This window comes from Brevibacterium zhoupengii (assembly GCF_021117425.1).
GTDB classification, from domain to species: Bacteria; Actinomycetota; Actinomycetes; order Actinomycetales; family Brevibacteriaceae; genus Brevibacterium; species Brevibacterium zhoupengii.
Genome location: NZ_CP088298.1, coordinates 1,417,920 through 1,436,657, shown reverse-complemented (window position 1 = coordinate 1,436,657; position 18,738 = coordinate 1,417,920). Strand labels below are relative to the sequence as shown.

Sequence of the window (18,738 nt, the reverse complement as noted above, 5' to 3'; positions counted from 1 at the left end):
CCTTTGACGAGTGCGAACCTTGGATTCTGACCAGTGCGACCCTTGCACGGTGGCTGTTGATCACCTCGAGCCTACGCCCTCCCGCCCGTGCCAATACCTCCCGCTAGAGCCGATACCTCCCGCCCGTGCCACGCACCACCGTCAGAAATGCATCACGCCCCGCCGGTAACTCTTCCTACACGTGCAACGGGAGGAATAGTGACTGACGGGGCGTAATGCCGGGGCGGCTCAGATGGCGATTCGGCTCAGGTGGCGGAGTGGGATTCGCTCCTGACATGATTACGGGCCTCACGCAGCATGTCCTCGCGGGTCGCGAGCTTCACTCGCTCGCGGCCTTCGGCCTCACCGAGAGCCTTCTCCGCGGCCTCCAGCCGGTGATAGCCCTCCCAATCCCCGAAGTCGACGCCCTTGGACTCGAGCAGTTCGACGATCGAGTCTTCGTCGGGGAACAGCGGTTCGGTGAGTACGCCGGCTGCGCGGTCATCGAGGATGTGCCCGATCGTCTCGAGGGCATCGCCCTTGGTGTGACCGATGAGTCCGACCGGACCGCGCTTGATCCACCCGGTCGCGTACACTCCCTGGACGACATCGGCCTCGGCAGCCGAAGCCTGCTGCCCTGTGTCGACGACGCGTCCCTCGTGATTCGGGATCACACGTTTGGCTTCGTCGAAGGGCAGCTGCGGCAGCGGCGTGCCGGCATAGCCGACAGCGCGATAGACGGCTGTGACGTCCCAGTCGATGAACTCTCCCGTGCCCTTGACTCCCCCGGTGCCGTCCAATTCCTGGCGTTCCGTGCGCAGTCCTGTGACTGCATCCTCGCCGAGGATGGCCACCGGTGCGTGGAGGAAGTGCAGGTGCAGGCGGCGTTTGGCTCCCACCGGCTCCCTCATCGTGAAGTCGGTCAGAGTCTTCGCGACCTGCTTGGTCTGGTTGCTCGCCTCGATCGCGGCCAGCGAACCCTCATCGAACTCGAAGTCCTCGGGATAGACGATGACATCGACATCCTTGACCTGGCCCAGCTCGCGCAGCTCCAAGGGGGTGAACTTCGCCTGCGCCGGACCACGCCGGCCGAACACGTGAACGTCCGTGACCTTTGACGATTTCAGACCCTCGTAGACATGGTCGGGGATCTCAGTCGTGTGCATGTCATCGGCCTGCTTGGCCAGCACGCGTGCGACGTCGAGGGCTACGTTGCCGTTGCCGATGACGGCAACCTTCTCAGCATCCAGCGGCCAGGTCTGAGCCACGTCCGGGTGCGAGTCGTACCAGTTGACGAAATCGGCGGCACCGTAGGAACCGGGGAGATCGACTCCGGGCAGATCCAAGGAGGCATCGATGAAGCAGCCGGTGGAGAAGATCACCGCATCGTAGCGATCTGTCAGCTCACCCAAGGCGATGTCGGCACCGTACTCGACGTTCGAGAACAGGCGGATGTCACCGCGGTCGAGGACCTTGATGAGGGCATTGATGATGCCTTTGATGCGGGGGTGATCAGGGGCGACTCCGTAGCGGACCAGCCCGAACGGGGTCGGAAGCCGATCGAAGAGGTCGATGCTGATCTCGAAGTCACGATCGGCTTTGGTCAGCAGGTCGGCAGCGTAGATGCCTGCGGGGCCTGCGCCCACGATGGCCACGCGGAAGGGATTCGTCGTCATGGTTCTCCTCAGGAGAGTCAGTCGTCAGTGTTCTGGGGCGGCAGTGCCGCGATGAAGGGGTGGTCGCCGTCGATGATTCCGTGCGCGGCGGCGCCTCCCGGGGATCCGATGGTGTCGAAGAAGTCGACGTTCGCAGAGTAGTAGGCCTCCCATTCGTCCGGGACGTCGTCTTCGTAGAAGATCGCTTCGACGGGGCAGACGGGTTCGCAGGCCCCGCAGTCGACGCATTCCTCGGGATGGATGTAGAGCGAGCGGCTGCCCTCGTAGATGCAGTCGACGGGGCATTCGTCGATGCAGGCCCGGTCCTTCAAGTCGACGCAGGGCTGGGCGATGATGTAGGTCATGGGTTCCTCATGAGTTCTGGCTCGGGCACCTGCGCTGCGGCGAAGGCTCCGACGGCGTACGGGCTCAGGGTCACGACGTCGCCGGCGATGACGACGGCCGGTGAACGGACACCTCGGCGGGCGGCCTGGAAGGCGATCGTATCGAGTGTGCCCACGGTGACCTGCTGGTTGTCTCCGAACCCGTCTTCGATGATCGCGACGGGGCAGTCTCCCCCGCGCCCACCGCGGGCCAGGATCATCGCCGAATGCGCCAATGTGCCGATGCCCATGAGCACGACGACCGTGTGGTCGCGTCCTCCGCCGAGCTCGGAGAGCTGATCGTGGCCGGTGATGACCGTGTACGCGGTGGCCAGTCCCCTGTGAGTCAACGGGATTCCGGCAACGGCGGGAACCGAGTTCGCACTCGTGACTCCCGGCACCACCTGCACGTCGACGCCCGCCTCGTGGCAGTGGGCGAGCTCTTCGCCGCCGCGGCCGAAGACGAACGGGTCTCCGCCCTTGAGTCGGACCACACGCCGCCCGGCGCGAGCCTGTTCGACGAGGATCTCGTTGATGCGCTGCTGCGGGACCGGGTGGTGTCCCGGGGTCTTGCCGACGTCGATGATCTCGGCGTCGAGTGACTCCCCGCGCTCGGTCTCGAGCTGGTCGATGACCGAACGCGCGCCGAGGCGGTCGGCAACAATGACCTCGGCGGATTCCAATGCGCGCAGACCCTTGACGGTCAGCAGGCCGAGATCACCGGGTCCGGCACCGATGAGCAGCACGCTGCCCGGTGCCTGAAGAGTGAAGAGGCTCATGACTGTTCGTCCTCAGGAGTGTGACCGTCATCGGGAGTGTGGATTCCCGCGGCCACGGTGGACCCGGTCTGCGGATCGATGATGAGAAATCCGCCTGCGCGTCCGTGCTCACGGAAGTCCGCGAGCGGCAGAGCGGTCGCCAGCTTCACCTCGGCGGTGCCGATGTCGTTGCCGGCGAGCACCTCGGCGGGTTCGGATCCCGAGGTCAGCAGGTTGTGCTTCGATTCGATCGTCACGATCGCCTTGACGGTCGAGGTGCCGGCCTTGACGAGCACCCGGTCCCCGGAGCGCAGTCCCTGCGAGGTGAAGGGGAAGACCTCGGCGCGCAGAGCCTTGCGCGGTTCAGACAGGCTTCCGGCCGCGGCGAGGACGCTGCCGCGCGCGGTGTCGATGTCATCGGCCAGGCGCAGCGCCACGGACAGCGGGGCACCCGCGGTCTCCAGCGGGCCATCTGCCGTGTCGATGCCGACCACAGTGGTCCGCAGACCGGCCGGATGCACGTCGATCTCATCGCCGAGGCGGATCCGCCCTGACGTGACCTGTCCGGTCACCGCCCGGTAGTCGCGGAACTCATCGGGGTCGAGTCCCGGTGCCAGTCCGCCCTGCGGGCGCAGCACCGACTGCACGTCGAGGCGGAAGGGCTCGAGGTCGGCCGTGTCCTCTTCCTTGCTGGGCAGGTTCTCGAGCAGCTCCAGCAGTGCGGGGCCCTGGTACCAGGGTGTGTTCGCCGAAGCCTCGGCCACATTGTCACCGGCCAGTGCAGAGACCGGGATCAGATGAGCCGAGTCAAGACCGATCTCTGCGGTCAAGGCTTCGATCTCGGCCTCCACCTTCGCATACGCTGCCTGATCGTAGTCGAGGAGGTCGATCTTGTTGATCGCGAGGATGACGTGCCTGATGCCCAGACGGTGAACGACCGTGAGGTGGCGACGGGTCTGCTCGGTCGCACCGGTGCGTGCGTCGATGAGGACGACGACGGCATCGGCGGTCGTGGCTCCGGTAACCATGTTTCGCGTGTACTGCACGTGTCCGGGGCAGTCGGCGAGGATGAATGAGCGCTTGTCGGTGGCGAAGTAGCGGTAGGCGACGTCGATCGTGATGCCCTGTTCCCGTTCGGCCCGCAGACCGTCGGTGAGCAGTGCGAAGTCGAACTCGCCGCCGACGAAGCCGCGTTCCTCGCTGGTGCGCGTCACGGCCTCGAGCTGATCGGCGAGGATCGCCTTCGCATCGTGGAGGAGGCGGCCCACGAGCGTCGATTTGCCGTCGTCGACGGAACCGGCCGTGGCGAAGCGCAGAAGTGTCTTCGTCTGTGTGGCAGCGGTGGTGTCTGGTGTTGTGGTCATCAGAAGTATCCGTCCTTCTTGCGGTCTTCCATCGCCGCGGCCGAGATCCGGTCGTCGGCGCGGGTCGCTCCGCGTTCTGTCACAGTGGTCACAGCCACCTCGGCGAGGACCGAGGCGATGTCGTCGGCCTCGGATTCCACGGCACCTGTGCAGCTCATGTCGCCGACGGTGCGGTAGCGCACCGACTTGCGGATGACCGACTCCTCGGGCCGCGGGGCCGAGAACTCACCCGTCGACCACCACATGCCGTCGCGCTGGAAGACCTCGCGCTCATGGGCGTAGTAGAGGTGAGGCAGGGCGATGTTCTCCCGGGCGATGTAGCTCCACACGTCGAGTTCGGTGAAGTTCGAGATCGGGAATACGCGCACGTGCTCGCCATTGACGTGGCGACCGTTGTAGAGGTTCCACAGTTCGGGGCGCTGGTTGCTCGGATCCCACTGGCCGAATTCATCGCGCAGGGAGAAGATGCGCTCCTTGGCTCGGGCCTTGTCCTCGTCACGGCGGGCGCCGCCGAAGACCGCGTCGTATCCTCCCTCGGCGATCGCGTCGATGAGGGGCTGGGTCTGCAGGGTGTTGCGGGTTCCATCGGCGCGCTCGTGCAGACGGCCGTCGTCGATGTAGTCCTGGACCTTCGCCACTTTCAGGTCGATGCCGTAGTGGGCGGCGGTCTCATCGCGGAACTTCAGGATCTCCGGGAAGTTGTGACCGGTGTCGACGTGGAGAAGACCGAACGGGATCTTCGCGGGCCAGAAGGCCTTGGCCGCGAGGTGGAGGACGGTGACGGAGTCCTTGCCGCCGGAGAACAGCAGCACGGGCTTCTCGAATTCGGCGGCGACCTCGCGGATGATGTGGATCGCTTCGGATTCGAGGACGTCGAGGGTGGACAGTGGTTTCTGTGTGGACAGTGGTGTGTGATCGATGCTCATACGTGCAGCCCGCATTCTGTTTTCGAGGTTCCAGCCCAACGGCCGGCACGGGGGTCCTCCCCCTCGGCCACGGGGTTGGTGCAGGGCTGGCACCCGATGGACGGGTACCCCTGCGACAGCAGTGGATTGACCGGCACGTCGAAGGCACCGGCGTAGTCGAGAAGATCGTCGAAGGACCAGGCCGCCAGGGGGTTGACCTTGACCAGCCCGTTCTTCTCATCGAAGGTCACCAGCGGTGTGTTCGCCCGCGTCGGTGCTTCGTCCCGGCGGACTCCGGTGAACCAGAGTTCGTAGCCGGCCAGCGACTTCTTCAGAGGTGCGACCTTGCGCCGGGCACAGCAGAGGCCGGGGTCGCGGTTGAACAGTTCGGCACCGAATTCCGCATCCTGCTGTGCCACGGTCTGCTCCGGGAGGACGTCGACGATGTTGACGTCGACCTTGCTGGCCACCTCGTCGCGGGTCGAATAGGTCTCCTTGAAGTGGTAGCCGGTGTCGAGGAAGAGCACGTCGACGCCCGGCAGGTACTGGGCGACATAGTGCGGCAGGGCCGCATCGGCCATCGAGCAGGCCACCGCGCAGGTGGAGGTGTCGAAGTTTCGTGAGACCCAGCGGATGACGTCGGCCGGGTTGGCCTCGGCCACGCCGTTGTCGGGATCGCCCGCGAGCTGCTTAGCCCCCGCCTCGGCGAGGGACTTGAGCTCGTCAATGTCGCGACGCTGGCGGGTGGGCGTGGGCAGCGGTGCTGCGGTTCGGGATGGTGTCGTGCTCATACCAGCTCCTCGTCTTCGACTCGGTGTGCCCATTCGGAGAATGTCTCGGACTCGGACCGTCCGTCGAGGAATCGGCGGACCATCTTCTCAACGTACTCCTCGAGACCGTCGACAGTGACCTTGAGTCCACGCACCGTGCGGCCCAAGCCTGCTTCGTCACGGTCCTTCGATGCCAGACCTCCGCCGACGTGGACCTGGAACCCGGGGACCTGTTCGCCCTCGTCAGTGGTCACGATCTGACCTTTGAGTCCGATGTCAGCCGTCTGGATGCGCGCGCAGGAGTTCGGGCAGCCGTTGAGATGGAGACTGATCGGGTGGGGCAGGTCGATGTCAGCGAGGCGTTCTTCGAGTCGAGTGACGGCGTCGATGGCTGTCTGCTTCGTCTCGACGATAGCCAGCTTGCAGTATTCGATTCCCGTGCACGCCATCACCGAGCGCCGGAACAGGTCCTTGCGGCTGGACAGTCCCAGGGCGTCGAGGCGTGCGACGACATCATCAAGATCGGCCTCGTCGACATCGAGCACGAGGATCTTCTGCATCGGGGTCAATCGGATCCGATCGATCCCGTACTCTTCGATCAGGTCAGCCATCTGGTGGAACAGCGTGCCTGAGGCGCGCCCAGCCACGAGGCTGGTGCCGATGAAGTACTTTCCATCCTTCTGCCGGTGGACGCCGACGTGGTCCCCGGAGACCATGGGCTTCGGTGGGGGCGGACCGTCTGCGAGTCGGTAGCCGAGGTACTCGGTCTCGAGGACATCGCGCAGCTTCTCGGGGCCCCAGTCGGCCAGCAGGAACTTCATGCGGGCTTTGTTGCGCAGGCGGCGATAGCCGTAGTCACGGAAGATCTCCGTGACGCCGAGCCAGACATCGACGACCTGGTCCGGGGCGACCCAGGCACCGAGGCGTTCGGCGAAGCGGGGAACAACTGACAATGCCCCGCCGACCCACAGGTCGTAGCCGATGCCGTGTTCGGGGTGATCAACGGCGACGAACGAGCAGTCGTTGATCTCGTGGACGACGTCCTGACTGGGGTGACCGGTGATCGCAGTCTTGTACTTGCGCGGCAGGTTCGACAGGCTCGGGTCGCCGATATAGCGGCGAGTGATCTCTTCGATCGCTGGGGTGGGATCGATGAGCTCATCCGCGGCGATTCCGGCTACCGGCGAACCGAGGAAGCCACGCGGAACATCTCCGCAGGCCTCCGTCGTCTGCATGCCCACGGCTTCGAGGCGGCGCCAGATCTCGGGCACGTTCTCGATCTCGATCCAGTGCAGCTGGATGTTCTGACGGTCTGTCAGGTCCGCACTGCCACGGGCAAACTCCTCGGCGATCTCTGCGATGGTGCGCAGCTGCTCGAGATTGAGCGCTCCACCGTCGGTGCGAATGCGCATCATGAAGTACTCGTCTTCGAGCTCGTGGGGTTCGAGCTTCGCGGTACGGCCGCCGTCGATACCGGGTTTGCGCTGGGTGTACAGCCCCCACCAGCGGAAACGACCATGCAGGTCATCCGGATCGATTGAGGCGAAACCGCCCTTGGAGTACACCTCTTCGATGCGCGTGCGCACGTTGAGACCGTTATCTGCGGCCTTGTCGATCTCGTTTTTGTTCAACGGTTCCTGACCGTCGACCTTCCACTGACCGTTGGACTTCTTCGGTCGGGCCGGACGCGTGGAAGCCCCGGGCCTCGGAACTTGCTTGATTTCGTCTACATGTGCGGACACGATCGTCTCCAAACGCTGCGGTGAACCTTTGGTGAGTCACGCTACAAGAGAAATAGATTGCTCAACAAATTAGGGTGTCCAATCATGTCGTTTCATGACGCACGACGTCATAAGTCAGACGATGACGCTGCGAGTCGAGAAAATTGACGCCCGGTCAGAGTGCTGAGATTATGCGGTCGCGGACGACATCGACCAGCAATGGCGGGGTTTTCGCGCCGTCATGGAGCAGCGGTGGAGCAAGGATGTCGCTGGAGTCAGAAATGAGAGCCGAAGCGAGGTCCTGGAAGAAGCCCGGGGCCAAAAGGTAGCTCGAGAGCGCTACCCGTCCACCAGCCCTTCTTTTCTGCTCAACAATCTCGCCCAAGCGGTCTCCCTCACCGGCATGAAACCCTGCAACGACGGGCCTTGAAAGCTCATGAGACAGAGATTCAGCCATGTCCCGACAGGCATCATTGGCCCGCTCGTCACTTGATCCGGCGGCCGCGAGCACCACGTGGTCCTCGTCTCCCAGTTCCGGCAGACGCTCGGCCAGAATCTCGGCCAGGCGAGGGTCCGGTCCCAGCGTCGGCGTCAGTCGGATGTCACGACGCTCTGTTTCTTGCGCTTTGCGTCCATCAGCGCCTTGCGCCATTCGCCCATCAGCACCTCCCGCGGCACGGACGGCTTCCGCCAGGTCGACATGCACGTGATAACCCGGGGAGAGCAGCAGCGGCACAAGGACCACCGGGGAATCACACGGCAGGGTCGAGAGCACCTCGGCGACATCGGGGTGCTGAACATCGACGTGGCCGAGCATCACCTCGGCGGCCAGACCACGGGAGACCAGGTCCTCGGTGACGGCGGCGGCGAGCGCCTCGATGACCCTGCGTCCTTCTGCCGACGAGGTGCCGTGGGAGATGAGACCGATCGATGGCAGGGGCATTCAGATCACTTCCAGTGGCGTCGGCGACGTCGGGGCGGGAAATGCACGATCGATATCGGCGAGGTCTTCACGAGTCAGTGTGATGTCGACTGCCGCCGCGTTGGCGCCCACATGCTCGGGCGTCGAGGCCTTGGGTATTGCAATGACGTCACCGGAGCGGATTCCCCAGGCCAACAGGATCTGGGCGGTGCTCACGTCGTGACGGCGGGCCACCTCGGCGAGGGTGGGGTCCTCGAGCAGTCGCCCCTGTTCGATCGGCGAATAGGCCATCGTCGTGATGTGCGGTCGGCTTTCGCGGTGGGCGGGCAGGAGATCGAACTCCGGACCGCGGCGGGACGGGTTGAGCAGAACCTGGTTGACCAGCGGCGTCGCGGGCAGGTCTGCGGTTTCGGCCGGATCGAAGTTGCTCACACCCCAGCCACCGATGAGACCCCTCTCGCGGAGGGATTCGAAACCCGCAATCGTCTCTTCGACGGGGTATGGGCCGGGCCAGTGGAGAAGGTAGAGGTCGATATGGTCGGTTCCGAGCACAGCCAGGGATCGTTCACAGGCCGCGATGGTCCCGGATTCCGAGGCATTCGCCGGCAGGACCTTGTCGACGAGGTACACCTCATCACGCACCGGTGCGATCGCCTCGCCGACAAGGTTTTCCGAGCGCCCGGATCCGTACATCTCTGCAGTGTCGACGAGGGTCATTCCGGCTTCGATGCCGTGGCGCAATGCTGAGATCTCGGCTCGACGTCGCCCAGGATCATCACCGATGTGCCACGTGCCCTGCCCCAAAAGCGGGAGTTCCGTGCCATCGGCCAGTGTCGTCGTCGGGATCATTCGGTCATCGTAGTCGAGGCTCTGCGCCTCATGTGCCCGGATCGACACATGTGTCTCCGGATGTGCACACGCACGGCGGCTGGATCGGGGCCTTGTGATGGCAGAATCGACTGTGTACGAACGACGCCCGTGATTGCCAGATGAACTTTCACCGGGCAACAGCAATGTTTCACGAGGAGTATGACCATGAAACCGATGACCAAGGCAGCATTCTCACCCCGGACGATCACCGCCGCGGTCGGTGTCGCTCTCGCCCTGGCTCTGACCGGCTGCGGCGGTGACAAGGACGAGTCCCAGAAGAAGACCGATGAGGCGGCACAGACCGAGAAGGCCGATGACGGCGGCGGAATGCAGGGCAAGGCCGCCCCAGGCGAGTCGGAAAGTGCATCGGCCCCGGCCCCCAGCAAATCTGCCGAGCCCGAGCCGAGCAAGTCGAAAGATCCCTTCGCCGACGCTCCCCGAACCACCTCCTGGGCCAGCGATGACGGGATCAAGGTCAACAAAGAGGGTGACGGAACAGTCCCTAAGGCATCACTTCAGGCTGATATCGACGACCTGTTCAAGAACAAGTTCAAGATGGACGTCGATGCGGTCGAGTGCAGAGACGATATGAAGGTCATGGACTGGTGGGGGCTGACCAGCTGTGAGGTTCAGACGAAGAAGAAGACCTACTTCGGCACGGTCAAACTCGTCGACCACAAGGACAACATGATCAAGTATGAGGTCAAGTTCCCCGGCCTCGACAAGAGCGAAGTCGACTTCTAAGCCTTCTTCCTGGGATGACCGGATGAGCCGCTGACGACGACCCGATCCCCTGCCTCGGCAGGATCGGGCGCGGGCTCGTTCAGCGCCTCCCGCACGATTCGCCGTGGGTCGTAGCGTCTGGGGTCAAGTGACTCCCAGCCCTCGCCCCCCCCACCGACTGGGCCGCCCGGGTCTGTGCAGTTGTCAGTTGGGCCCGAAACATGCGGATCAGCTCGCCCAGCTTCTGGGCATAGTGGGGCAGGCGTCGGGGGCCGATGACGATGACGGCGATGATGCCGGCGATCAGCATCTTCTCAAAGCTGAGACCGAGCATGATCTGTTCCTTTCCGATCGTGGATCCAAGTGATCGCGAGGGCAGTGAGGAAGAGCAGCACCATGGGCGCGGCGACGAAGACCATCGAGAGCACATCAGCCGCCGGAGTCACTAAGGCAGCGAAGATCACGATGGCGACGACGCTGAGTCGCCAGCTCTTCGCGATGGCGGACGCCGAGAGCACGCCCATGAGGTTGAGGACGACGAGGAAGACCGGCAGGACGAAGGCGACTCCGCTGGCCAGCACGGTCTTCATGACGAAGTCGAAATAGTAGGAGGCCTGCAGGATGGTGCTGTCTTCGGCCGAGGCGAACGAGGTGAGCACCTCGACCATGCGCGGGAAGATGAGGAAGCCGGTCGCGCACCCGGCCGCGAACAGGGGCAGAGCGGCCGAGAGGAAGCCGAGACTGTATCGCCTCTCTTTGGCTGTGAGACCCGGTGTGAGGAAGCCGAAGATCTCCGTCAGCCAGACCGGGCTTGAGAGGATGACTCCCGAATACAGGGCGATGCGCAGCCGCAGATCGAATGCACTCGTGACGCTGTCGTAGTTCAGGGATGCGCTGCGGGACTCGGCCAGTTCTGTGATCGGTGCTCGGAGCACGTCGAGGACCGATTCCGAGAGCACGTAGCCGATGGTGGTGCCCACCAGCAGTGCCACCGCCGCACGCATCGCTCGGGTGCGGGCCTCTTTCAGGTGCGCAGTCAGCGGCATCTTCTGCTCGGCAGGCGAGGGCGTGTGTGCGGTGGTGGCGGTGCTCATGGGTACCGCTGCTCGAGGGGTCGGTGACCGCTTCATACGTGTTGGTCGGCTGGTCTGCCTTCTTGTCGGTGTCTTTCTTGTCGTCGCCTCTCGGATCGGATGCCTCGTCCTTGAGGATACGCATCGATTGGCCGAGGCTCTTGGCCAGGGCCGGGAGTTTGGCGGCGCCGAAGACGAGGATGATGATGGCCAAGACGATGAGGGCGTGCCAGCCCGTGAGGTTGTGCAGCATGATCTGAAGTCCTTTCGATTGCTCGTCTATTTCTCCGCCGAGGCGGCTCCACCTTCCGGAGGCGCGCCGCCTTCGGGTGGTGCTTCGCCTTCCGGAGGTTCGCCGCCTTCCCCACCGCCGCCTCCGGGTGCGGCTCCTCCGGTCGGCTCCGTGCCTGTGTCCACGGGCACGTCCAGCGAGGCTACGAAGCCATTGTCGGTGTCGCCGCTGATGGTCGCCATCTGGTGCTCTCCCCCGTCGTCGCCGAAGACATTGTCATCGTCGAGGCTGACGTTGGACAGGTTCTCGGCTGATCCGTCGTAGGCGGAGAGTTCGAAGACCGCATTGCAGGCGTCTTCGGGTAGTGCCACCTGCGAGGTGGCAATGACTTTGTCGGCATCGGTGATGGAGTCGACGTCCGGGTAGATCTCGAAGTGGATGTGCGTCCATCGTCCGGTGTAGCAGCCGGGGAAGACCGAGGTGAAGGTGACTTCTCCCTTCTCGTCGGCGACTTGGACACCGCGCAGCCAGGTCGCATCCTCGACGCCCTCGGAGTACATGGAGTAGCGGCCCTGCGCATCGCAGTGCCAGGCGTAGACTGCCACCCCTTCGAATGCCTTGTTGTCATTGGCCATGTCGGTGACCTTGAGGGTGAAAGTCAGGGCCACACCCTTGACCGTTTCGCTGCCGTCGATGTTCGACCGGATGTCGGAGCGCACGATTCCCGATTGTTCGAGGATGTCCGGACCATTCGTACCATCAGCCGGATAGGGCCCGGCGGTCTCATCGGGGATCTCCGTCACTGAGCTGTCGCTGCCGGAGGCAGAATTCATTCCGCAGGCGGCCAGCGCCACCGTTCCAATGCCCGCGCCGACGATCCCGAGGACGCTGCGACGGCTGAAGAGGGTGCGGATGTCGAACGCCGCGCCCTGGTCGACAACCTCCTCGTCGGGGCGGTCGAGGAACCGCCCTTCATAGGTCGGGCCGTCGGGTGTCTCCTCTGGTTCTGGTACTCGAGCCATGGTGCGTCCTTCGTTCGCTGGATGTTGATGACTCCATCGTGCGGACCGGCTCTGGCCACGAACTGTGGCATTCCTATGTCAGGCCTGTGGATCACACAGGCCCAGGGATCGCTCAGACCTGCTGGTCGCGGGGCGCAGAGTGCGCAGCGTCCCACCACTGCAGAACTCGAGTTGCTTGGAGGGTCACCCATTTAGACGGCTCACCGGTCGGAGCGTCGATGTGGAACCAGACATCACCGTCCAGCCGGTGTCCCTGCAGCCAGGTTCCGTCGTTCTGACGCGCAGACCTGATGACCTCGATCGCCTCGCCCATGCGCGGATCTGGGGTGGACTTGTCGGCTGCAGTCCTGCCGGTTCCGGTCCGGAATTGGTCGGCATCCCGGAAGTAGTCGGCCGCGGCGAGGACGTTGTAATAGGCCCGCCGAGGATGGGCGAGGCTGAATACCCGGTCGTAGGAGGGCTCCCCCGTCGACAGCCTGCGGAAGAGATCGCGACGCAGCAGGTATTCCTCTCCTCGGGCCCGGGCAGCGGCAACCCTTTCCGTGTCGCCGGTGCGAACCTGGTAGTCGAGGAGGCCGATCAGGGCGTTGAGCGTGGAATGGAATGAAGCCACCGTCGACCCGTCCACCCATTCGCAGTTCCAGCCCCCGTCGTCGAGCTGGTGGTCGAGGAACCAGTCGACGATCCCGTCGACGTCGGCACCGAGCCACAGGCCGTTCGACAGCGTCATCGCATTGATGCACACGTCGACTTCCCCGCCCCAATAGGGCATGTCCTCGTATTCCCAGCGCACCGAAGCCAGCTTTTCAGCGGTCCCCTCCAGCGCCGAGGCGGGAGCTCCCCAGTCTCGAAGCTGGTTGAGTGCCCACGTGGTGGCCGTCCACGGCTGAGGCCCCTCTCCCCTGAAGTCGGACGGAAAGTACGCCCCTCCTGCCCACTGTCCGTCCGCGTCCTGGTGACCCAGAAGCTCACGACCGAATCCTTCGCTGGGCACCTTCGCCTGCGTCGCTTGCCAGATGTCTTCGTCACGGTCCAACAGGTCGCGTTCGACCTGCCAGCGCAGTGCCGGGTCGGAGTCGAGGAGCCAGTTGCTGAGCCGAGTGTCAATCATCGTTGATTCCCTGCGGTGGGCATGTGGGTGACACCGAGTCTACGTCCGGAACAATCACCTCGGTGATCGATCGAGATGTCTGCCAGCAGGCTCCTAGTACTCATCGGTGACGATCGGGCCCAGGTCAGGGCGTTTGGCCACTCGACCGTCCCCAGAGGACTTGCCCGTCAGCCGCCGATAGATCCATGGTCTGACGTGCTTCCACCACCATTGCGCTTCGGTGCTGGCTGTTCGCACCGGCGCCGGTCCCTCTGGTGCGCTGAGGAAATCAAAGTCGATCGGGACTCCGAAGCTCGCAGCCGCGGCACAGGCGAGCCGCTCGTGACCCAGTGTGGCAAGGTGAAGTCGATCTTCGTCCCACGCACGGGGATCTTCGAAGACCGAATTGGTGGTGTTGGTCAGCGGCAGGACTCCGTGGGAATCGACGAGGTGCTGGTAGATCGCGTTGAGACGCAGCCGCCGGGTGTTGATCAGCGGCCCGGCTGGCGAGACTCCGGCGATATTGGGGATGGGGACGACGTAGACCTTGGTGCCGACGGAGGTCAGCGGCTCGACGATCCCGATGAGGGCGCTCTTCAGGGCACCGAAGTCGACTCGGGGTCGCATGATGTCATTCATTCCGGCGGTCAGCGTCACGAAATCGGGCCGCAGGGCGATGGCCGTCTGGATCTGTGTGTCGACGATCTGGGCTGTCTTGTATCCGCGCACGGCAAGATTCGCATAGTGGATGGCCCGATGCTGTCCGTAGTGCGCCGTCAGCAGGGCGGCCAGGCGATCGGTCCAGCCTCGCGGACTTCCATCGGGCCAGGGCTCGTCACCCACGCCCTCGGAGAGACTGTCGCCGATCGCAATGAAGCGCAGCGCAGGGCTGGAAACGCCGCTCACAGCGTCACCGTCAACAGGTCCTGACTCCACGAGGTCCGACAACTGTGATCCTGCGGTTCGTGCTGGCGGGGAAAGAGATCTTTCATCATAGGCTCCATCGATCAACTGGCTGCGCAACGATCAGCCTAGTCCGGCACCCACCCCGGGTCCATCGAAAATAGACACACTGAAGTTTCAATTATTCAGGTAGCCTTGTTTTTTATGAAGGAGCCAACCTCCGACCGTCGGCGCAACCGACGAGAAGCGCTCATCCTGATGGCCCTCGTCCTGTGCGTCCACTCCTGCTTCAAACTTCTCGGCTGGGGCTCACAGGATCTGTCCTGGTGGCAGGTCATTCTCGTCGCCCCCGTATCCGCGGCGATCTACTGGTCGTTCGCCACTGCATTTCGCAAGTTTGCCGACTATAAGCCGGATGCGGAGGACGTCACGCCGAAGCTGCGGAATTGAGTCGTACGGACGCTGAGTCGTGAACATCCTGAGTCGTGAATCAGAAAGGACCCCCACCCGGACAGTGGAGGTCCTTTTCGTCGAAGTAGCGGGAGGGGGACTCGATCCCCCGACCTCACGATTAAGAGATTCACTTAGCACCGGCGAGGCGCTTATTGCTGGAGGCCAGATTCTTTCCCTGCTCTTGGTTCTGCACTTCGTCGGCCTTGCGCTCGAAGGGGCCGACCGATGATGCGCCACCTCACTGCGCGATCGGTGAAGTCCATGCTGTCACGCGCCGGAATCAACTACGACGGCCTCGAAGTCGAACGAACCGACAGATCCGCCACCCACACTGGTGGCGCTTACAAGGGTCAATACGTCGAAAAGTTCGACGTACGAGTCAGTGGGGGCCCGGACGCTAGACGAGAGGCCCGCCACGTTCTTTCCGAACGGGGGCTTGAGCTGGCTCCATTCCCCACCCACGACGACTGGAGCCGTGGGCCACAACCCATAGCCGACAATGCCTAGTCTCGTGTCAGTGTGGTCCTATAGCGTGGGTCGTAAGACACCAACAGATAAGGCAAGGAGAAGCAAACATGGACATCGGAGTCATCGTTGCGCTAGTGATTGGCGGCTTCATACTCGTCGGAGTCCTCGGCATTGCTGTCAGGCTTGCCTTCTTCGCCTGCGCTGCACTCGCAGCAGCGTCTTTCCTTCAAATTTTCCTCGTCGAATCCACCGGCCCACTTTGGCTGGCAGCTATCGGTGGAACAGTGGGCTTCTTCCTCTTCGGAGCACTTCTGGCAAGGCCCCGCTAAGACCGAACAGGTTAGGGCATGCTAAAAACAATCTCACTTCCCCTATTCGAAAGTGAGATCACATGTCAGACCCCATACTGTCGAAGCACCACCAGACGCTCCACGACACCTTCACAGCGTCGCTTTCGAACTATCGGTCTCCGGATACTGTCGAGCTACGCGGATACTACCTCCACCGCCTAATGCTCTGGACTCAGAACTCGACCGAGCATAAGTCGGTACTCAAGCTCAGCCTCGTTGATTTCCACGCCTGGCTCTCCAAAGACGTTGGTCCAGCAATCTCCACGAAACGATCTGCCCGCTCTACCCTCAGTGTGTTCTACGAATGGGCCGAAACGATCGGCAAGATCAAGAAGAACCCGGCACGCAAACTCCCCACAATGCGCAACAGCGTCGGTATCCCGAATCCCTGCCCGACCGATGACATTCAACGCGCCCTAGACCGAGCAACTCGCCCCATCGACGTACTGATGATTCTCTTCGGCGAACTCCAAGGAATGCGTGCCGGAGAGATCTCTCGAGCCCATTCCGACGACGTCATGCTTCCCACCAAGGAACTCCGCATACTCGGTAAGGGCAACAAACAACGCCTCGTCCCCCTCCACCCCCTCATGCAGGACCTGTTGCCGCAGTTCCCAGCCGGATATTTCTTCCCCTCGGACCGTAACCCTTCGGGACACATGTTGCCCCGTTCAATCGGTCGACGTGTTCGGCATCTCCTTGGCTTCCAACCCGGAAGAAACGCGCACTCGTTGCGACACAAGTTCGGCGTCGACGCCCTCGAGCTCAACCCCGACCTTATGGGCCTGCGAGACCTTCTCGGCCACGCATCCGTTGCCACGACGCAGATCTACACAAAAGCCTCGAGCAGTCGGCTGCGTAAGCTCGTCGACGACATTCCAGAACCGCCCGGGCACCGCGACAGACTCCAAGCACTCAAGCGCGAAGCAATCCCCTAATCACCGGCGTAACGATCCCCACCACGTCTCCAGCGACAAACACTGACATCGCGTGTGCCCGAACTTCGTGCACAAGTCCACAACAACAAAGGAACCGTGATGAACAAAATTCCCACCCACTACCCCGTCAAGTACAAATGCGGCCACACCACCAGCACCGACCTCTCGAAAGTGCCACCCTCGAGACGCGCCCAAGCGGCACGATCAGACTTCTACGCCACGAAGGCGGGCAAAGAACAGAACGGGATGATCTGCCCCAACTGCTTCAAGAAGCAACGGGCTTCCGACACCGAGAGCTTCCTCAACCAGCTCATGCTCGACACCGAAGCCTTCGAAACTGCGCACGACCTGCCCAATCTTGAAGGTACCGACCGTATGGTCTCATCCGGTCTCGTCGAAAGCGCCCGCCGTGACCGGTTCAGTGTTCTCTCCACTCTGCTCGGCGACGACACTGAGTACCCCGACAACTGCGAAGAGGTCCTCACCGCAGCCCAATCACTGACCTGGGCCGGTTGGTGGGCAAACACACTGTCCTACAGGATCCGGAAGGACAACGACTACGGGCAGGAAGAGTTCTACACCCTCGTCATCGACGGTGCCGAGCAAGAGGCCAAACGTGACAAGAGCGAACGAGTCGTGGCCGAGAACCCCCACGACTGGAACCCCAACGAAACAGAATGACGACTCGAGGTGACTATCATGACGCCCCCAACCGAGGAGGAACCGATGTCGAACATCACTGTGTGGGCAACCCCGCAATGCAGCAAGTGTAAAAGCACGATCAACTTCTTCAAGAATGCCGGATTCCCACCAACGGTGAAGGACCTCTCCGCACCCGAGAACCTCGACAAGCTCAAACAGATCAAGGCCGCAGGCCTTGCAACAGCACCCTATGTCGAAACACCCACCGGCTCTTGGTCCGATCTCCGCCCCGACAAGATCGCCCAGGCGATCGCGGCCGAACGCGCTGCAGAACCATCACCGGACCTCCAGTCCCCGACACATTCCCATGATCTGAGCGCATGAAGACACTCATTTCACGCCTTGACCACGGCACCCGCCTCGCCACAGCGGTTGTCGTGGTCATCGCTGTGACTCTCATTCCCCTCGTCATCGCTCTCTGGCCCCACCAACCCAGCACAACCGATACGACCTACCCCTCCGCTGTGCTTACTAACGTGTCCTATACCGACTGCGAGAACGTCACCGACGAAGTTCCTTGCGGCCAAGCCACCGGCACCCTGAGCACCGGGCACCAAGTCGATGTGATGCTCTTCCGCGACGCCTGGCTCTCGCACGCCGTCAATGGTGACCAAGCCATCCTCTACGCCTCCAACAGCCCCGGCTCCGAGACCGTGTACACATTCCACTCACACGACCGCGCAATCAAACTTGCCGTCTTCACCATCATCGTCATCATCGTCGTCCGTCTCGTCGTCGGCGGCAAAGGCATCCGCGCGATCGCCTCCCTCCTAGCCTCAGCCCTGTTCATCTGGGCCTTCCTCATCGGCGGAATCTCAACCGGTGGATCCCCGCTGCTCTACACGACCATCAGCATCGTCCTCGTGCTCACCGCGGTGCTGTTCTTCACCCACGGCCTCTCAACGAAAACACTCGCCGCCTGGGCCGGAACCATGTGTGGAGCCGCAACAGCCATGCTCGCAGGCACACTACTGTCGAGTTGGTTGCGTCTGGGTCCCGCAGATGAGTCTGCCTCCGCGTTGACCTACACCAGTCTCGACATTGACCTCTCAGCGCTGTCTCTGGCCGCACTGCTTATCGCTTTGATAGGGATCCTCAACGACATTGCCGCCGCCCAAGCGGCCACCGTCTTCTCCCACACCACTCCTGGTATCCGTCCCAGCTGGAAGACGATCGCCCCGACCGCCCTGGCCGTCGGGAGGGATCACTCGGCCTCAGCGATCTATACCATCAGCTTCTCCGTCGTCGGCGCAGGCCTCGCCGCGTTCGTCCTCGCCCACACCCACAACCAACCGCTGCCAGCGTTCCTCCAGACCGACACCGTTGCCACCACACTCACCCAAATGCTGGCGGGCATCATCGGCATCATCACCACCATGCCAGCGACAACAGCCTTCGCACTCATCCTCTCCCGCGTACCCACCAAGCCTCGACCCGTTACCGCGCACAATCACTGA

21 protein-coding genes and 1 pseudogene are annotated in these 18,738 nt (G+C 63.0%); 7 read left to right on the top strand and 15 right to left on the bottom strand.

What is annotated here, in order from left to right:
* Positions 1-245: 245 nt before the first annotated feature.
* The 9 genes from LQ788_RS06500 to LQ788_RS06460 all read right to left on the bottom strand — a co-directional run bounded on the left by LQ788_RS06500 (position 246) and on the right by LQ788_RS06460 (position 9,354).
* Entirely contained in the window at positions 246-1,655 is a 1,410-nt protein-coding gene (locus LQ788_RS06500; protein ID WP_231446025.1) for an FAD-dependent oxidoreductase, read from the bottom strand.
* 17 nt (positions 1,656-1,672) lie between these two features.
* Positions 1,673-1,999, bottom strand: a complete 327-nt coding sequence (fdxA, locus tag LQ788_RS06495) for a ferredoxin (RefSeq protein ID WP_009883608.1) — start codon at positions 1,997-1,999, stop codon at positions 1,673-1,675.
* Positions 1,996-2,796: a uroporphyrinogen-III C-methyltransferase gene (gene cobA / locus LQ788_RS06490; RefSeq protein ID WP_231446024.1), complete on the bottom strand. Its 801-nt coding sequence runs from the start codon at positions 2,794-2,796 to the stop codon at positions 1,996-1,998. The genes fdxA and cobA overlap by 4 nt, the downstream gene beginning before the upstream one ends.
* A complete protein-coding gene (locus tag LQ788_RS06485) occupies positions 2,793-4,139 on the bottom strand; it encodes a sulfate adenylyltransferase subunit 1 (protein ID WP_231446023.1) in 1,347 nt (448 codons plus the stop codon). The genes cobA and LQ788_RS06485 overlap by 4 nt, the downstream gene beginning before the upstream one ends.
* Entirely contained in the window at positions 4,139-5,065 is a 927-nt protein-coding gene (cysD, locus tag LQ788_RS06480) for a sulfate adenylyltransferase subunit CysD (RefSeq protein WP_231446021.1), read from the bottom strand. Before cysD ends, LQ788_RS06485 begins: the two co-directional genes overlap by 1 nt.
* Positions 5,062-5,835, bottom strand: a complete 774-nt coding sequence (locus LQ788_RS06475; RefSeq protein WP_009883612.1) for a phosphoadenylyl-sulfate reductase — start codon at positions 5,833-5,835, stop codon at positions 5,062-5,064. Before LQ788_RS06475 ends, cysD begins: the two co-directional genes overlap by 4 nt.
* Positions 5,832-7,556 (bottom strand): nitrite/sulfite reductase, encoded by a 1,725-nt coding sequence (locus LQ788_RS06470; protein WP_317207063.1) that lies wholly within the window; start codon positions 7,554-7,556, stop codon positions 5,832-5,834. The genes LQ788_RS06475 and LQ788_RS06470 overlap by 4 nt, the downstream gene beginning before the upstream one ends.
* Positions 7,557-7,710: 154 nt before the next feature.
* Entirely contained in the window at positions 7,711-8,478 is a 768-nt protein-coding gene (locus tag LQ788_RS06465) for a sirohydrochlorin chelatase (protein WP_231446019.1), read from the bottom strand.
* Positions 8,479-9,354 (bottom strand): aldo/keto reductase, encoded by an 876-nt coding sequence (locus LQ788_RS06460; protein WP_231446017.1) that lies wholly within the window; start codon positions 9,352-9,354, stop codon positions 8,479-8,481.
* A gap of 138 nt (positions 9,355-9,492) precedes the next feature.
* Here LQ788_RS06460 and LQ788_RS06455 point away from each other — a divergent pair, with 138 nt between their 5' ends.
* The gene (locus LQ788_RS06455) at positions 9,493-10,071 is read left to right on the top strand and encodes a hypothetical protein (protein WP_231446016.1); all 579 of its coding nucleotides are present in this window, start codon (positions 9,493-9,495) and stop codon (positions 10,069-10,071) included.
* A gap of 79 nt (positions 10,072-10,150) precedes the next feature.
* Here the strand turns inward: LQ788_RS06455 and LQ788_RS19945 are convergent, their stop codons facing one another.
* The 6 genes and pseudogenes from LQ788_RS19945 to LQ788_RS06430 form a co-directional block, all read right to left on the bottom strand.
* Entirely contained in the window at positions 10,151-10,360 is a 210-nt protein-coding gene (locus LQ788_RS19945) for a twin-arginine translocase TatA/TatE family subunit (RefSeq protein WP_394801337.1), read from the bottom strand.
* Positions 10,361-10,364: 4 nt separating this feature from the next.
* Positions 10,365-11,144 carry a twin-arginine translocase subunit TatC gene (tatC, locus tag LQ788_RS06450; RefSeq protein WP_231446014.1) on the bottom strand — a complete coding sequence of 260 codons (780 nt, stop codon included), beginning with the start codon at positions 11,142-11,144 and terminating at the stop codon, positions 10,365-10,367.
* Between the two features lie 133 nt (positions 11,145-11,277).
* Positions 11,278-11,376, bottom strand: a pseudogene (locus tag LQ788_RS19940) (twin-arginine translocase TatA/TatE family subunit); the annotation flags it as partial.
* 26 nt (positions 11,377-11,402) lie between these two features.
* On the bottom strand, positions 11,403-12,377 hold the full coding sequence (locus LQ788_RS06440; RefSeq protein WP_231446012.1) for an intradiol ring-cleavage dioxygenase: 975 nt from the start codon (positions 12,375-12,377) through the stop codon (positions 11,403-11,405).
* A 112-nt stretch (positions 12,378-12,489) separates the two neighbouring features.
* Positions 12,490-13,488 carry a squalene cyclase gene (locus LQ788_RS06435; protein WP_231446010.1) on the bottom strand — a complete coding sequence of 333 codons (999 nt, stop codon included), beginning with the start codon at positions 13,486-13,488 and terminating at the stop codon, positions 12,490-12,492.
* Positions 13,489-13,581: 93 nt separating this feature from the next.
* On the bottom strand, positions 13,582-14,373 hold the full coding sequence (locus tag LQ788_RS06430; RefSeq protein ID WP_231446008.1) for an SGNH/GDSL hydrolase family protein: 792 nt from the start codon (positions 14,371-14,373) through the stop codon (positions 13,582-13,584).
* A 201-nt stretch (positions 14,374-14,574) separates the two neighbouring features.
* Between LQ788_RS06430 and LQ788_RS06425 the strand changes: the two genes are divergently transcribed.
* From LQ788_RS06425 to LQ788_RS06400, 6 genes are all read left to right on the top strand, one after another.
* On the top strand, positions 14,575-14,820 hold the full coding sequence (locus LQ788_RS06425) for a hypothetical protein (protein ID WP_231446006.1): 246 nt from the start codon (positions 14,575-14,577) through the stop codon (positions 14,818-14,820).
* A 578-nt stretch (positions 14,821-15,398) separates the two neighbouring features.
* A complete protein-coding gene (locus LQ788_RS06420; protein ID WP_231446004.1) occupies positions 15,399-15,620 on the top strand; it encodes a hypothetical protein in 222 nt (73 codons plus the stop codon).
* A 62-nt stretch (positions 15,621-15,682) separates the two neighbouring features.
* Positions 15,683-16,579, top strand: a complete 897-nt coding sequence (locus LQ788_RS06415; protein WP_231446002.1) for a tyrosine-type recombinase/integrase — start codon at positions 15,683-15,685, stop codon at positions 16,577-16,579.
* Between the two features lie 99 nt (positions 16,580-16,678).
* Positions 16,679-17,260: a hypothetical protein gene (locus LQ788_RS06410; RefSeq protein WP_231446000.1), complete on the top strand. Its 582-nt coding sequence runs from the start codon at positions 16,679-16,681 to the stop codon at positions 17,258-17,260.
* Positions 17,261-17,278: 18 nt separating this feature from the next.
* The gene (locus tag LQ788_RS06405; RefSeq protein ID WP_231445998.1) at positions 17,279-17,605 is read left to right on the top strand and encodes a glutaredoxin family protein; all 327 of its coding nucleotides are present in this window, start codon (positions 17,279-17,281) and stop codon (positions 17,603-17,605) included.
* Entirely contained in the window at positions 17,602-18,738 is a 1,137-nt protein-coding gene (locus tag LQ788_RS06400; protein WP_231445996.1) for a YibE/F family protein, read from the top strand. The genes LQ788_RS06405 and LQ788_RS06400 overlap by 4 nt, the downstream gene beginning before the upstream one ends.